This window comes from Nonomuraea insulae (assembly GCF_042656245.1).
Genome location: NZ_JBHSPA010000116.1, coordinates 1 through 14268 on the forward strand (window position 1 = coordinate 1; position 14268 = coordinate 14268).

The 14268-nt window shown below is 69.3% G+C and carries 12 protein-coding genes and 1 pseudogene; 8 read left to right on the plus strand and 5 right to left on the minus strand.

Annotation, left to right across the window (positions count from 1 at the left end; genetic code table 11):
- Window positions 1-1189 precede the first annotated feature (1189 nt).
- Together ACFPZ3_RS64705 and ACFPZ3_RS64710 are read left to right on the plus strand one after the other, a co-directional pair.
- Window positions 1190-3064 carry a hypothetical protein gene (locus ACFPZ3_RS64705; protein ID WP_379524327.1) on the plus strand — a complete coding sequence of 625 codons (1875 nt, stop codon included), beginning with the start codon at window positions 1190-1192 and terminating at the stop codon, window positions 3062-3064.
- A complete protein-coding gene (locus ACFPZ3_RS64710; RefSeq protein ID WP_379524328.1) occupies window positions 2974-4092 on the plus strand; it encodes a hypothetical protein in 1119 nt (372 codons plus the stop codon). The genes ACFPZ3_RS64705 and ACFPZ3_RS64710 overlap by 91 nt, the downstream gene beginning before the upstream one ends.
- Before the next feature lie 832 nt (window positions 4093-4924).
- On the opposite strand, the gene ACFPZ3_RS64715 is transcribed toward ACFPZ3_RS64710, so the two are convergent.
- Window positions 4925-5851: an MBL fold metallo-hydrolase gene (locus tag ACFPZ3_RS64715; protein ID WP_379524329.1), complete on the minus strand. Its 927-nt coding sequence runs from the start codon at window positions 5849-5851 to the stop codon at window positions 4925-4927.
- Window positions 5852-5961: 110 nt separating this feature from the next.
- Between ACFPZ3_RS64715 and ACFPZ3_RS64720 the strand changes: the two genes are divergently transcribed.
- Window positions 5962-6372 carry a single-stranded DNA-binding protein gene (locus tag ACFPZ3_RS64720; RefSeq protein WP_379524330.1) on the plus strand — a complete coding sequence of 137 codons (411 nt, stop codon included), beginning with the start codon at window positions 5962-5964 and terminating at the stop codon, window positions 6370-6372.
- 374 nt (window positions 6373-6746) lie between these two features.
- Here the strand turns inward: ACFPZ3_RS64720 and ACFPZ3_RS64725 are convergent, their stop codons facing one another.
- Window positions 6747-8006, minus strand: a complete 1260-nt coding sequence (locus ACFPZ3_RS64725; protein ID WP_379524447.1) for a DUF1015 family protein — start codon at window positions 8004-8006, stop codon at window positions 6747-6749.
- A 597-nt stretch (window positions 8007-8603) separates the two neighbouring features.
- Window positions 8604-8822: pseudogene (locus tag ACFPZ3_RS64730) on the minus strand (DUF1015 family protein); the annotation flags it as partial.
- A gap of 53 nt (window positions 8823-8875) precedes the next feature.
- On the opposite strand from ACFPZ3_RS64730, the gene ACFPZ3_RS64735 reads away from it, so the two are divergent.
- Complete coding sequence (locus ACFPZ3_RS64735; RefSeq protein ID WP_379524331.1) at window positions 8876-9316, plus strand: tetratricopeptide repeat protein; 441 nt, start codon at window positions 8876-8878, stop codon at window positions 9314-9316.
- Between the two features lie 682 nt (window positions 9317-9998).
- Here ACFPZ3_RS64735 and ACFPZ3_RS64740 read toward each other — a convergent pair.
- A complete protein-coding gene (locus ACFPZ3_RS64740; protein ID WP_379524332.1) occupies window positions 9999-10439 on the minus strand; it encodes a TipAS antibiotic-recognition domain-containing protein in 441 nt (146 codons plus the stop codon).
- 78 nt (window positions 10440-10517) lie between these two features.
- Here ACFPZ3_RS64740 and ACFPZ3_RS64745 point away from each other — a divergent pair, with 78 nt between their 5' ends.
- On the plus strand, window positions 10518-11489 hold the full coding sequence (locus tag ACFPZ3_RS64745) for an HAD-IIA family hydrolase (RefSeq protein ID WP_379524333.1): 972 nt from the start codon (window positions 10518-10520) through the stop codon (window positions 11487-11489).
- A gap of 383 nt (window positions 11490-11872) precedes the next feature.
- Here ACFPZ3_RS64745 and ACFPZ3_RS64750 read toward each other — a convergent pair whose 3' ends face one another.
- Window positions 11873-12220, minus strand: coding sequence for an SCP2 sterol-binding domain-containing protein (locus ACFPZ3_RS64750; RefSeq protein WP_379524334.1), 348 nt, complete (start codon window positions 12218-12220; stop codon window positions 11873-11875).
- A gap of 126 nt (window positions 12221-12346) precedes the next feature.
- Between ACFPZ3_RS64750 and ACFPZ3_RS64755 the strand changes: the two genes are divergently transcribed.
- From ACFPZ3_RS64755 to ACFPZ3_RS64765, 3 genes are read left to right on the plus strand one after another with little or no spacing between them, the layout of a single operon-like run.
- Window positions 12347-12556 (plus strand): hypothetical protein, encoded by a 210-nt coding sequence (locus ACFPZ3_RS64755; protein WP_379524335.1) that lies wholly within the window; start codon window positions 12347-12349, stop codon window positions 12554-12556.
- On the plus strand, window positions 12553-13365 hold the full coding sequence (locus ACFPZ3_RS64760; RefSeq protein ID WP_379524336.1) for a TlyA family RNA methyltransferase: 813 nt from the start codon (window positions 12553-12555) through the stop codon (window positions 13363-13365). Before ACFPZ3_RS64755 ends, ACFPZ3_RS64760 begins: the two co-directional genes overlap by 4 nt.
- The gene (locus ACFPZ3_RS64765) at window positions 13362-14261 is read left to right on the plus strand and encodes an NAD kinase (RefSeq protein WP_379524337.1); all 900 of its coding nucleotides are present in this window, start codon (window positions 13362-13364) and stop codon (window positions 14259-14261) included. The genes ACFPZ3_RS64760 and ACFPZ3_RS64765 overlap by 4 nt, the downstream gene beginning before the upstream one ends.
- The last annotated feature ends 7 nt before the right edge of the window (window positions 14262-14268 follow it).

A 14268-nucleotide genomic window follows, 5' to 3' on the forward strand; every position in this document is an offset into this window, starting at 1 on the left:
CTCTGCGCCGATGGTACTGCACTCGGGAGGGTGTGGGAGAGTAGGTCACCGCCGGACAATCTTTTAAGGGCTCCGACGCCATAGAGCGTCGGGGCCCTTTTTTGCGTGCAACGAGGGCCACCCCCAGCAGTCGGGGTGGCCCTCTCTTGCGTTCGGGGACCGGAGGCCAATAATTTTGCGGGATGCGTGAGTGGAGGCCGAAGAGGTCCCACCCGCCGGATGTTGATCGCCGCGACTGGTAAGGAAATCGCGCATCGCCGGCACATCTCCGTCATCTGAACTTGTCCTCGTTCACCTTCACCAATTGGCAAGCCATATAGCGGTCCCAGTTGTCCAGCTCTGTCCAGGACCATTTGAGGAGTCGGAAGCGACCCTTCGGCGCGGACCGTCGTCTGATCTGCCCAGAACGTTGCACTTTGGGCGGAGGGATTGATGGCCAAGAGGCACTCGCCGACTGGCACGATGCCGTTCGGGCGCAGTGCACGGCGCATGACTGACAGGGCGCCTGGACGGTCGCCGCCGATCCAGGTGGTATTGGGGCAGGACACGGTGGCATACGGCGCGGGGGTGTCCTCGTAGGCGCCGAGGACGGCTTCTGCTGGACGAATCCGGTCGATGATACGGAGTTTTCCGGTCGGGTTCTGGCGGCGTTCAGAAAGAGCTTGTTGAGGTGGACGCCCGCTGCTGTTGGATGCCATATTCGGGGCTCGTCGGGAAAGGATTTCGCCTTTTTCTTGGAGAAGTCAGGTGGGTGGCTGTTGGGGGTGTAGTGGCAGATCTCGCCGAGGGGGTTGAGCTTGTCGTCCGTCAGCGGGTTCGGAATTCGGTGGCGGGGCTCGGTGATTTCGTGGAAGCGTAGTGACTTGGTGGGGAGTCTGGTCGGCCGGGCGTTAATGGGCGAATCAATATTCGGGTTGCGTAAGGCTCATGTACGTTCCGCGGCTTGCTAGGGTGGAGGGAGCGGGCCACCCCCACGGGTGGCCTTCGTCGCGTAAGGCCCGTGGGCGGGCGGCGACCAGCCACAGTGGACCGTCGTTGAGAGTCCGCTGGGTGAGCCAACGAAATGGACCAGAAGTGAACAGAGATAACGGATCGGACGGCGAACAGCGCGGGCGCGGCGACCACGAGGACAGGCGCTCGGGCGGAGGCGACAGGAGCGGCGGGTACGGCTCTCGCGGGCGAGACTCCGGTGGCGACCGTCCGTTCCGTTCCGACGACAGGCCACGCTCCGACAATCGCGGCGATAGAGGGCCGCGACGAGACGATGAGCGCGGAGCCCGTCGCGACGGAGATGAGCGCCGGCCGTACCGCGATCGGGATGATCGTGGGCCGCGCCGCGAAGGAGGCGTCGGCGAGCGGCGGGAAGGCGGTTCCGGCCCTCGTCGCGAGGGCGGCTTCCGCGACAACCGTGGTCCTCGGCGCGAGGGTGACGATCGTGGACCTCGTGGTGACGACCGTGGCACGTATCGAGACAGGGATGATCGTGGGCCGCGCCGTGAGGGCGGGTTCCGTGATGACCGGGGTCCTCGCCGTGAGGGTGGGTTCCGCGACGATCGCGGTCCGCGCACGGAAGGTGGCTTCCGCGACGATCGCGGTCCCCGTGGCGCCGGTGGAGCTGGTGCTGATCGCGGGCCGCGCCGTGAGGGCGGTTTCCGTGATGACCGTGGGCCTCGTGGCGCTGGCGGATCCGGTGCTGATCGCGGGCCGCGCCGTGAGGGCGGTTTCCGGGACGATCGTGGCCCTCGTGGCGCCGGTGCGTCTCGGGATGATCGTGGTCCCCGTCGTGAGGGTGGTTTCCGGGACGACCGGGGCCCTCGCCGTGAAGGCGGTCCTGAAGATCGTGGGCCGCGTCGTGAGGGCGGCGGTTTCCGTGATGACCGTGGGCCTCGTGGCGCCGGCGGATCCGGTGCTGATCGTGGTCCCCGTCGTGAGGGCGATGACCGGCGTCCGTTCCGTGATCGGGATGATCGTGGGCCGCACCGCGAAGGTGCCTCAGGTGACCGGCGCGAGGGCGGTTACGGACCCCGACGTGAGGGCGGTTTCCGGGACGATCGTGGGCCGCGCCGTGAGGGCGGTTTCCGCGATGACCGGGGTCCTCGCCGTGAGGGCGGTTTCCGCGACGATCGCGGTCCGCGCACGGAAGGTGGCTTCCGCGACGATCGCGGTCCCCGTGGCGCCGGTGGAGCTGGTGCTGATCGCGGTCCGCGCCGTGAGGGCGGTTTCCGTGATGACCGTGGGCCTCGTGGCGCTGGCGGATCCGGTGCTGATCGCGGTCCCCGTCGTGAGGGCGGTTTCCGTGATGACCGTGGGCCTCGTGGCGCCGGCGGATCCGGTACTGATCGTGGCCCCCGCCGTGAGGGCGGTTTCCGGGACGATCGTGGCCCTCGTGGCGCCGGTGCGTCTCGGGATGATCGTGGTCCCCGTCGTGAGGGTGGTTTCCGGGATGACCGGGGCCCCCGCCGTGAAGGCGGTCCTGAAGATCGTGGGCCGCGTCGTGAGGGCGGCGGTTTCCGGGACGACCGTGGGCCTCGTGGCGCCGGCGGATCCGGTGCTGATCGTGGTCCCCGCCGTGAGGGTGGCTTCCGGGATGACCGCGGCCCGCGTCGAGAAGGCGGGTACGGCGGCCGGCGCGAGGGCGGTTATGGCGACCGGCGTGAAGGTGGCTCCGGTGGCGGCCGCGAGGGTGGGCAGCGAGAGTCCAGGCCGTTCTCCAGGGACAGCCGTGATGAGCGTCCTGCGGCGACCCGTGCCAGGTACGGCAGGAGCGACCGCGACGACGCCGCAGAGGCTCCGCCGCGCGAGAAACTGCCCGAGGTGGCCCCCGACATCACCGTGGACGAGCTCGACAAGGAAGTCCTTGAGGAGCTGCGTTCCCTGCCCGGTGACCTCGCCGACCTGGTCGGACGGCATCTGGTGGCCGCAGAGCGGGCGCTCGAGGACGACGATCCCGACCGGGCACACGAGCACACGAAGGTGGCACGCAGGTTCGCGGCCCGCATCGGGGTCGTACGCGAGGCCGCCGGCATCGTCGCCTACCGCGCTGGACACTTCTCGGAGGCGCTGAGCGACCTGCGGGCGGCCAAGCGGATGACGGGTTCGGAGGCGTACCTACCGGTCATGGCCGACTGCGAACGCGGTCTCGGCCGTCCGGAGCGCGCCATCGACCTCGTACGTGCGCCCGAAGCCGAACGCCTCGACCGCGCCGGGCGCATCGAGCTGACCATCGTCGAGTCCGGCGCCCGCCGCGACCTGGGCCAGCACGACGCCGCCGTCATCACTCTGCAGCGCCTGCCTGAGCTGCGCGACCCGCAGCCCAAGCCGTGGTCGGCGCGACTGGCGTTCGCCTACGCGGACGCTCTGGCCGATGCCGGGCACCAGGAGGCGGCCACGGACTGGTTCGGCAGGGCGATGGCATTCGACGAGGACGGGGAGACTGAGGCCGCCGAACGGTACGCGGAGCTGACCGGAGCCGTCATCGAGGACGTCGAGGAGGACTTCGACGAGGAGTCTGACGAGGCCGACTCCGAGGACGCCGACGTGACGGAACCCGAGGCCGAGACGGTCGGAACCGAGGCTGAGGCGGACGAGGCTGAGGCGGACGAGGCTGAAGCGGACGATGCCGTGGCCCTCGCCGAAGCGGGCGACCTCCTGGATGCGGACGCTGCCGACATTCGGGGTGACGCGGCGGAGCAGGCCGATTCTGCCGAGGATTCGGCGCAGGCCGGTTCTGCTGAGGACTTGGAGCAGGGCACCGTCGGCGACGTACTCGATGAGGAGCAACCGGAGGAAAGCGGCTCCGCGTCTGAGGCCCCGGAGGCGAACACGGAGCACTCCAGTCCTGAGGACGCCGAGGATGCTTCGGAGCAGTCCGGTCCTGAGGACGCCGAGGATGCTTCAGAGCAGCCTGGCACGGCGGATGTCGAGGGCGACTCGGCCTCGGAAGCCGTCCCTTCGCGGGGCGAGACCCGGGAAGCGACGGAGCAGGGCGGCAACGCGCCGAGCATCACGCCGGCGTTCATCGAGCCGAACTTCGGTGACGTCCTCAACGACTCCGGCGATACGGCCACGGAAAGGCCCAAGACGGACGACTAAGCCCGCTGCCCGCCGTACCGGCTCCTCAATATTGAGTGAGGCGGTGCGGCGGGACGGGCCTGGGCCGATCTTCGCGTGCAGTGGCGGATTGAGATCCCTTGGCCTGCATGGACGTTGGCCCAGCGCCGAGAAATCCCTGACGTGTGCTGTCCGTGCAGCGATGCCGACGTGCGCTGTCCGCGCAGCGATTCCTGAGGTGCGCTGTCCGCGCAGCGATGCTGACGTGTGCTTTCGTGCGGCGATGCCGACGTGCGCTGTCCGCGCAGCGATCCCTGAGGCGCGCTCTTCGCGCGGCGATGCCGACAAGTGCGCGCCGGCCAACCTCAGGGATGTCCCTCTGAGGAGGGTGTCCCGCCTGCGAATCCATCCGCCCTCGGGCTCAGGCATGCGAACTGGTGTGGCTCCGATCGTCTGTCCATATCACCACCCGTGTCCGACTGCGCGAGATGGTTCTTCTGATCACCTGCGTCCGGGTATGGGCGACGATTCTTCTGGCCTCCTGCGTCCCAACTGCTGGAGGCAGCTTGTCTCACCTCCCGGGTCCGGCTGTCGGGGGCAGGGCAAACTCACCGGCGCTACGGCCTTCCGAGGCGTGTCGCGCCCATACCGGGGTTGTCAAGTCGCGTGTACGAACCGGATTGTCCGCCGTTTGGACCCAGGGTGCGGCGGCAGACGGCGCGTTGACTGGCCACGGTCGTCAGCCAGGGGCGGAGTGCCGTTGTGGTGTCCACGGTTGTTTGTGGGCGGGTTCGCGCCATGATGCCATGGCCGTCGGCCGGGTGAGAGGGGCGTCAGGGCGGGGGCTGTCGCCGGCAGGACTCGTCGGGCGAGGTCATGGGGAGACGCGGTCCAGCCAGTGTAGGATTCCTGCGACGTTCGACGGGGCGCCGCTCAGCAGTTCGAACTGCTCAGCCGTACCGTCATCGGAGGTCAGCGCGCTGTAGCGCTCCTTGGTGCGGTCTCTGACCATGGCGACGGCGTGGTCCAGGTCCATGCCCTCAGACCGCGCCTGCCGCGTGAGATCCACCCAGACACGGAGCTCCTCCGCAGACCGTTCAAGCGTCTCCTGAACGGCGTCTACCGGCCCATAGTGACTGAACAGCAGCCGCTGCGGCCCAAGGGCCCCGAACAGCGCGATCGAGTCGAGTGCGGTCTTCAGGTCGAAGTCCGGCGGAGGGGTCGCGGGGCGCAGATCGCCCGTCTCGGGCAGGTAGACGCCGGCCGCGTCGCCGACGTACAGGTCGCCGGTGGTGGAGTCGACCAGGCCCACGTGGTGTTTGGCGTGCCCAGGGGAGTAGTGGCTGCTCAGCGTACGTCCGTTGCCGAGGTCGATGGCGCCGGTGTCGCCCAGGGCGACGATGCGTTCCTGCTCGGTGGGGGACAGTTCGCCGAAGAGGGTGTCGAGCTTGTCGCCCCACACCATGCGCGCGCTGGCCATGAGACGTGAGGGCTCGGCGAGGTGGCGGGCGCCTTTCTCGTGTACGACGACCTGCGCGGATGGGAAGAACCTGGCGATGTCCCCCACGCCTCCCGCATGATCGAGATGAATATGGGTGACGACGACCGTCGCCAGGTCCTCGGGGCCGACGCCGAGTGAGGCGATCGCGTCCCGTACCACGGGTGCAGAGGTGGAGGTACCCGTCTCCACCAGGCACGGCCGGTCACTCAGGATCAGGTAGCCAGCCGTGATGCCTGTATATCCGGCCATTTTGGTGTCGATCTCATAGACGTCGCCGCCTAGCGCGGTGATGTTGTCCACAGCCACTCCCGAGCGTCCAGCCGTTATCCCCAGAACGGCGTTCTAGCCGACCTGGCCTCCTCCTCATCGTAGATAGTGATCTCCACCAGAGCACCGATAGGAGGACGACCGTGGATCGAAACGAAGTCTTGCTCGTGGGGAGGCTGTCAGCGTCGGTCGAGGAGCACCCCTTGCCGAGCGGCGACACCGTGACGAAGTGGCGCATCATCGTCCGTCGCCGCCGTAACAGACGTGGCGCGGCTCTTACGGACAGCATTCCGTGCGTCACGTTCAACCCCGAAACGGCCGCCGTGGTCCGCGGCCTCAAACCCCGCGACTACATCGAGGTGACGGGGTCATTCCGCTGCCGCGTCTTCGGCCCGTCGGCCGCCAAGACCTGGCGCTACGAGGTGGAGGTGAGCACCGCCAAGCCGTACGAGGCCGAACTCTCCGAACCCGACGACCCCGTTGACGACATTGGCGGCGTGCAACTCGCTGCCCTGATCCCTCGGCAGGTGTCCTACCTGGCACCGACCGGCTGACGGGCTGGCCGCGGGCTCGTATACCGCTGGGCCTGCCCAGGTATCGACCGGCTGACGGGGCTGGTCGCAGGGGCGTGTACGGCTGGGGCCTGCCCAGGTATCGACTGGCTGATGGGGTTGGCCGCGGGGTCGTGTACGGCTGGGGGTGCCCAGGGCATTGACCGGCTGACGGGGCTGGTCGCAGGGGCGTGTACGGCTGGGATTTCCTCAGGCATCGACCGGCGAAACGTGTCCAAGGGCCGGTGCGGATGTCTGTGCCAGTAGACGTGCGCCGGCATGTCTGAGGGAGGGGCATTGCGTGTCCGTGTACCGCCTCACCGTGTGCTGTGTGCCTGGTCGATGTCTCGTGGACGACTGTTGCAGCGCGCGGGGGCTCAGTCGGTTGCGAACGTGCGCAGCACCAGGCCGGTTCTTGGTTTCGGGCCGAAGGAGGTGGATTTGCGGGGCACTCGTTCACCTCCTTCGGCGACGGCCAGCACGTCCTCGATCGCGAGCGGCTTGAGGATCACCGCGGTGCCGCCAGTGCGGATGGCCAGCCGTACTGCGGCGTCCGTGTCGTGGTGGACGATGCGTACCGTTTCGTCGTTGTCACGCATGTCCCACACCACGGGCAGGACGAACTCTGTGAGGACGGAGGTGTTGAGGGAGTTCCAGCGGTCGGAGTGATCGGCCGGCATGGCGCGGGCTAGTTGCACCGGATCCGGGTCGGTGAGCAGGTGCGAGCCGTTTCCGTCGGCGAGCAGAAAGGCGGGCTCCGCGGCCCTTTCGAGTGCGGCGAGGCCGAGCTCCAAGTCGGTGTAGTCGTGCACCTGCCAGGAACTCTTGGCCCTCGCGGCGGCGTCTGCCGCCGGAAGGCCCTGGATGACGCGGTGGATGGCCTTGAGGTCGGGTGGGTACGCGCTGGTGTCCACGAGCAAGGCCAAGCCGAAGTCCCAAGGTCCTGGGGTGGGTTCGCCCGCCCCTGGGCTGGGATCGTCTGCCTGGACGGGCTCGGTCGCAGCGGCATGGCCGGAGACAGGCGGTTGAGCCCCGACGGGATCGGCGGGGTGTGGTCGATTTTCCGGCGAAGTAGAGGAACTTGCCTGTGGCAGGCGGGCTTGATGCGTGCCGCCAGGGGCGGAGGCTTGGGTGGCGCGTTCCTGGCGTTGGAGGACGCGGTACGTCGCGTACCGGTGGTGGCCGTCGGCGATCAGGGCTTGGCGGGGGTGGAGGTCGGCGTTGATCGCGGTGATCTCGGCTGGGTCCGTGATCGCCCATAGGCGGTGTGTCAGGCCGTCTTCGGTGCGGGCGGAGACGAGGGGGTGGCGGTTCGAGGCGACCTCGTCCACCAGACGGGTGGCCGTGCCGTTCTCGCCTTCGTACAGGAGGAAGATGGGCTCGAGGTTGGCCTGCGTGGTGCTCATGAGTGCCAGGCGGTCCGCTATGGGACCGGGGAAGACGTCCTCGTGGGGCAGGATGATGCGCTGTCCCGGATCGGCCAGGCCCACGTCTCCGATCAGGCCTCGTTGCAGGATGCCTGGGCCGCTCTGCTCATAGACGTACAGGGCCGGTACGTCGTCCGGCACCAGCACGCCAGAGTCCAGCCAGGCCTTCAGCGTGTTCCTGGCGTCGGCGTACCGGGATTGGAGCGGCACTTCGCCGGTGGGGGAGGTGGGGTCCGGGCGGAACTGGGGCGGCGTGTGCGAGCCGGCTGCGATCCGCTCGTGGGAGGGGAGATCTGTGGTGCCGGTGGGTTCGTTGACGATGGTTGGTGTGGTGCCGTCTTCGGCGGCGGTTCCGCTGGGGTCGTACCCGGATGGTGTGGGCGTGGTTGTTCCGTGGGGGTCGTATCCGGGTGGCGGGGGCGTGGTTGTTCCGTGGGGGTCGTATCCGGGTGGCGGGGGCGTAGTTGGCCAGTTGGGGTCGTGTCCGGGCGGTCTGGGCGTGGCGGTTCCGGTGGGGTCGTGTCTGAACGGTGTGGGGGTGATTGTTCCGTTGGGGTCATGTCCGGGTGGCGTGGGCGTGGTCGGCCCGTTGGGGTCATGTCCGGGTGGCGTGGTCGGCCCGTTGGGGACCTGTCGGGGTGGCGTGGGGGTGGTTGGTCTGGTGGGGGTCGCGGGGATTGGGCCGACTGCTCCGCTGGGAGGTGCGGTTGGTGCGTCAGAGCTGTTTTCGGGGCGGCTCTGGAAGGTGGGGTCAGGCGGGTGTTGCGCCGGTGGGCAGGAGTCGCCCCGGGGGGAGCAGGGAAGGATGAGACGTACGACGTTGTACGGGTGAGAGTCCAGGAGGACCTCCACGTCGGCGTCGGAGATCAGGTCGTACGGCGGGGAGGTCACCTTGGCGGGATCCTCGACAGCGAAACGCACGCCTCGGAAGGGCCGTAGCACCAGACCGTCCGGTACCGGCAGTTCAGGAGTCCCCATACCGGGAATGCTGCCATAAATGCTTGCGTCTTCCAGAAGTCGCCCCATGGTTGCAGTCGTGCCCGTTCCGCAGCCGGGCGAGGCAGGGTCGCCGTACAGCGATGGAGGAGTTCTCACGCATGGCTCAGGATGGAAACGTGCATGATGAGACCCCGGGCGCTCCCGGGGGTGATGTTTATGACTGGTTCCAGCGTGGGGTCAAGTTGCTGAAAGAGGGGAGCCCCGCTGCGGCCGCGGCTTTGCTCGAACGGGCCGCCGCCGCCGAACCTGAATCGCGCAGCATTTTGGAGGCGTTGGCTCGGGCGCAGTTCAATTCCCGGCAGTACGCCCAGGCGGCGGCCAGTTTCCGGCAGATCGTGGATGCCAATCCGGCTGAGGATTATGCCTACTTCGGGCTGGGGCTGGCGTTGTGGCGGACCGGGGATGTGGAGGCGGCCCAGGAACCGCTGGCCATCGCGGTGGCCATGCGGCCTGATGAGCGGCATTACGTGTCGGCCTTGAAGAGTGTGCGTGCCACCTTGCGTGCTCGCAGGGAAATGTAGCCGGTGGTTGGTATCGGGGATGTAGCCGGTGGTTGGTGTTCTCGGATGTAGTCGGTGGGTGGGTGTTCGGGATGGTGGGCGGCTTCGCGGGTTCTTTGGGGTGGAGGTGGGATGGTCGCCCTTGGTGGCGCCTGGCGGCTCGCCGTTTGACGGGGCCACCCCGCTGACCACTGGGGGCGCGATGGGCAGTGCCGGTGGATCCTTGCGGCGCGTGGCGGGCACCTTCGGCGGTGTTCGGACGGTGTTCGGGCGGTGTTCCGGTGCTCGGGCGGTGTTCGGCGAGGTGGCCCGCTGACCGTTGTTCCGCGTGGCTGCTCGCGAATCGTCGGCTGGTACGGCGGTGTGCTGATCGTTGTTCGCCGAAGGTTGTTTGGTGCGGCGGTTCGGTGATCGCCGCTTTGGTGGGGGCCTGGCGTGGTGGCTTGGCGTGGCCGCGTGGCCGCGTGGCCGCGTGGCCCGGCCCGGCCTGGCCCGGCCCGGCCTGGCGTGGCCCGGCCTGGCGTGGCCCGGCCTGGCGTGGCCCGGCCTGGCGTGGCCCGGCGTGGCCTGGGGTGGCGTGGCCTGGGGTGGCGTGGGGTGGCGTGGGGTGGCCCGGACTGGCCTGGGGTGGCCGTCTCTGGGTGATGAGGTGGTCGGGTGTTCCTTTCCGGGATCTTCGAGCGAGGCGGTACGTGGAGGGGTGTCAGGCGTCGTGGCGCAGGGCGTTGGCCGTGATGGCGGCCTGGTAGTACGCGGCCAGGCCCGGGGCCGTTGCGTCGATGGAGGTGGTGAAACGGGGGTCCGCGACGTACATGTCCCCGAGGCCGCGGTGGATCTCGTACGTGCACTCGTAGCACCAGCGGGAGATGTGGGCCCGGTGTTCCTCCGCCAGGTCCATGGCCAGGTCGCCGTTCGCGGGGGTGCCCGAGCGCATCGCGTCCGCCATGCGGGCGTTGATCTCGGCGGCCTCCGCCATGAAATGCTGCCAGTCCTGCTTCGTGTACGTCGACGAGCGGCGCATCGCGTCCGTCCACGCCTGGGTGCCGCCCCAGCGCTGCTCCGCCTCCGCCGCGTGTTCGTCCGGGTCGAAGCCACCGAACAGTTCCGTGCGTTCTGCTGCCGTGAGGTTGAGATTCGCGGACATGGTCATCCTTTCCGTAGGCGGGTACGGGGGTGACGCTAAAGTCTCACGCAGCGTGAGAGTCAAACGGGAAGAGGCGCTGTGCTGATCGACGGCTATGACACCCTGCTGCTCGACCTCGACGGCGTGGTGTACCTGGGCGCCCACGCAGTGCCCGGCGCTCCTGCGGCGCTGGAGGAGGCGCGGCGGCATGGCGTGCGGCTGGCGTACGTCACCAACAACGCCTCCCGCACACCGGCCGCCATCGCCGCCCACCTGCGTGAGCTCGGCGCGCCCGCCACGGCCGCCGACGTGGTGACCTCGGCGCAGGCCGCCGCGCGACTGGTCGCCGAGAGGGTGCCGCCCGGGGCGAACGTGCTCGTGGTCGGCGGGTCCGGACTGCGCCTGGCGCTACGGGACCGCGGGCTCCGGCCCGTCTCGACCGCCGCCGAGTCGCCCGCCGCCGTGGTGCAGGGGATCGCTCCCGGGCTGTCGTACGGGCTGCTGTCAGAAGGGGCGCTGGCCGTGCGGCAGGGGGCGTTGTTCGTGGCCTCCAACGGGGACAGCACGATGCCGACCCAGCGCGGGGAGTTGCCCGGAAACGGGGCGATGGTGCGGGTGATCGCTACTGCCACCGGTGTTGAGCCGGTTTACGCGGGTAAGCCTGATCCGCCGTTGCACCGGGAGTCGATGATCCGTACGGAGGCTCGGCGGCCGCTGGTCGTGGGGGATCGGCTCGACACCGACATCGAGGGGGCCACCAACGCCGGGGTCGAGAGCCTGCTGGTACTGACCGGGGTCGCCACGGCGGCCGATGTGTTGACGGCGGAGCCTCGTCATCGGCCCACGTACGTCGGGGAGGACCTGCGGGCGTTGCTGCAGCCGTATCCCGAGGTGCGGGACGGTGCTTGCGGGGGATGGCGGGCTCGGTGGGAGGGCGGGGTGTTGCACCTCGATGGCGATGGCAGCCGGATCGACGGGCTGAGGGCCGCTTGCGACGCCGCCTGGGCGACGGCCGGTTCGGGGCGGGTCGAGGAGGACATGGTCAAGCCGGTGCTGGATCGCGTCGGCTGAGAGGAAGACGTGGTCAAGCCGATGCCCGAACGCTGAGGGGACGTGGTGAGCGGGCGCTCAACGCTGAGGGGACGTGGTGAGCGGGCGCTCAACGCTGAGGGGATGCGGTGAGCGGGCGCTCAACGCTGAGGGGATGCGGTGAGCGGGCGCTTGTTCGCGTCGGGTGAAGGGGTGTGGTCGAGCGGGGCCTCGTTCGCGTTGCCGAAGGGGCGTGGTCGGCGCGGGCTTGATCGCGGTGGCCCGCCGGAGTGCGGGTGCTGGGGCGCGGCTCGGGTGCCGCGCGTCGATGATCGGGCCCATTACGCCCATCGCCTAATGATTAATGTCGGCCATCAAAACATCTAGGCGATGGGAGGGTTCATGGCTCCTCGGGCCGGGCGGGTTCAGATGAGTCTGCGCAGGCGCAGCAGGTCGCCGAAGCTCGCGTCGATCTTCACCCGCCCTCCCAGCAGCGCGCGCGCCAGATCCAGCTCCCCGTCCACCAGCGCGATCAGGTCGTCGCTCACGATCGTGAGCTTGACGTCGGCCGCTTTGCCGTCCGCCGACGGCTCCTGCGTGAACGGGTCCAGCCCCCCGTGGTGCAGCCGGCCGTAGAAGATCACGTCGAGGTCGGACACCCGGGCGCTGACCGTGCGCTCGACCACGTGCTTGGCACGGTCCTCCTCGTCTATCTCGTCGAACTGGGCGACGAGCTTGGCCAGTGCCGCCCGGCACTCCTCGACGCTTGCCATGATGCGCATCCTTTCTTCCCTTTGCGGACGGTAGCGTTCCACATCAGTAGCACCCCCGTATGAGCTTCAACGTGTGACACGCCTGCCAAGGTCCCGGGTGCTCGCGGGAGGCGTTACGGTCGAGTCATGAGTGAGGTGCCGGAGCAGAGCGGCGACGAACGCGTCGACGCCATCGTGGCCGGCCTCGGCCGGCTGGGCGAGCTGCCCGTGAGCGAGCACGTCGCGGTCTTCGACGAGGCGTTCTCCGGGCTCGAGAGCACGCTCGCCGCCGTGGATGAGAGCACGCCCGAGGAGCGGGAGCCCGGTGGGGGCGAGCAGACCGTGGGACCCCGGTGAGCCGCAGGATCCGTCTCGACAGTGAGCTCGTACGCCGCGGCATGGCCAGGTCGCGCGAGCAGGCCGCCCAGCTCATCGAGGACGGCCGGGTCAGCGTCGGCGGCCAGCGGGCCCACAAGCCCGCCACCCAGGTCGACACCGCCTCCGCCATCGTCGTGGCCGCCTCCGAGCACGGGCCCGACTACGTTTCGCGCGGAGCGCACAAGCTGCTCGGCGCGCTGGAGGCGTTCGAGAAGTTGTCCGTGGAGGGCCGCCGCTGCCTCGACGCGGGCGCCTCCACCGGCGGGTTCACCGACGTGCTGCTGCGCCACGGCGCCGCCCACGTGCTGGCCGTGGACGTCGGATACGGGCAGCTCGCCTGGTCGCTGCGCACCGACGAGCGGGTGACGGTCATGGAGCGTGTCAACGTACGCGACCTCACGCCCGACATGGTCGGCGAGCCGCCCACGCTGGTCGTGGGAGACCTGTCGTTCATCTCGCTGCGGCTGGTGCTGCCCGCGCTGGCCGGGGTCGCTTCGCCCATGGCGGATTTCGTGATGCTGGTGAAACCTCAGTTCGAGGTGGGGAAGGACCTGGTCGGGGCGGGCGGTGTCGTCCGCGACCCCGAGCTGCGGGCGCGCTCCGTGCGTGACGCCGCGGCCAAGGCGATGGAGCTGGGGCTGAGCGTGCGCGGCGTGACCGCCAGCCCGCTGCCGGGGCCGTCGGGAAATGTGGAATATCTGCTCTGGCTGGGCAAGGGGGAGGGCGTGCCGCAGGTCGCCGACCTCGACGCCGAGATCGAGCGCGCCGTCGCGGAGGGGCCACAATGAAGAGGACCGTGCTGGTCGCCGTGCACACCGGGCGCGGCGCTGCCATCGAGAGCGCCCGGCTGGTCATCAACCGGCTGGTCGAGGCCGGTATCTGCGTCAGGGTGCTGGACGCGGAGGCCGGTGAGATCGGCTGCGGCTCGGCCGAGGCGGTGCCCGCCGATCCCGGCGCGGCCAAGGACGCCGAGGTCATGATCGTGCTGGGTGGCGACGGGTCGCTGCTGCGCGCCGCCGAGCTGGCCAGGCCCGCCGGAACGCCGCTGCTGGGCGTGAATCTCGGGCATGTCGGGTTCCTGGCCGAGGCCGAGGTCGCGGATCTGGCCGCGGCGGTCGACAACGTCGTGGCGGGCCGCTACGACGTCGAGGAGCGGATGACGATCGATGTTCTCGCCCGGCAGAACGGGCGGGTGCTGGCCGACACCTGGGCGCTCAACGAGGCCACCGTCGAGAAGCAGGAGCGCATGCTGGAGGTGGTCGCCGAGATCGACGGCCGGCCGCTGTCCACGTGGGGGTGCGACGGCGTGATCTGCGCGACCCCGACGGGCTCGACGGCGTACGCGTTCTCCGCCGGCGGACCTGTCGTCTGGCCCGAGGTCGAGGCGCTGCTCATGGTGCCCATCAGCGCCCACGCGCTGTTCGCCAAGCCGCTGGTGGTCTCCCCGCGCTCCACGCTGGCCGTCGAGATCCTGCCGGAAACGCCTGGCGGCGTCCTGTGGTGCGACGGGCGCCGCAGGTTCGAGCTGCCGTCGGGGTCACGGGTCGAGGTGCGCAGAGGCGCCGAGCCCGTGCGGCTGGCCCGGCTGCACGGCGTGGAGAGCAACGGGGCGCCGTTCACCGACAGGTTGGTGGCCAAGTTCGAGCTCCCTGTACAGGGATGGCGCGGGAGGGTGCGACCCTGAGTGAATG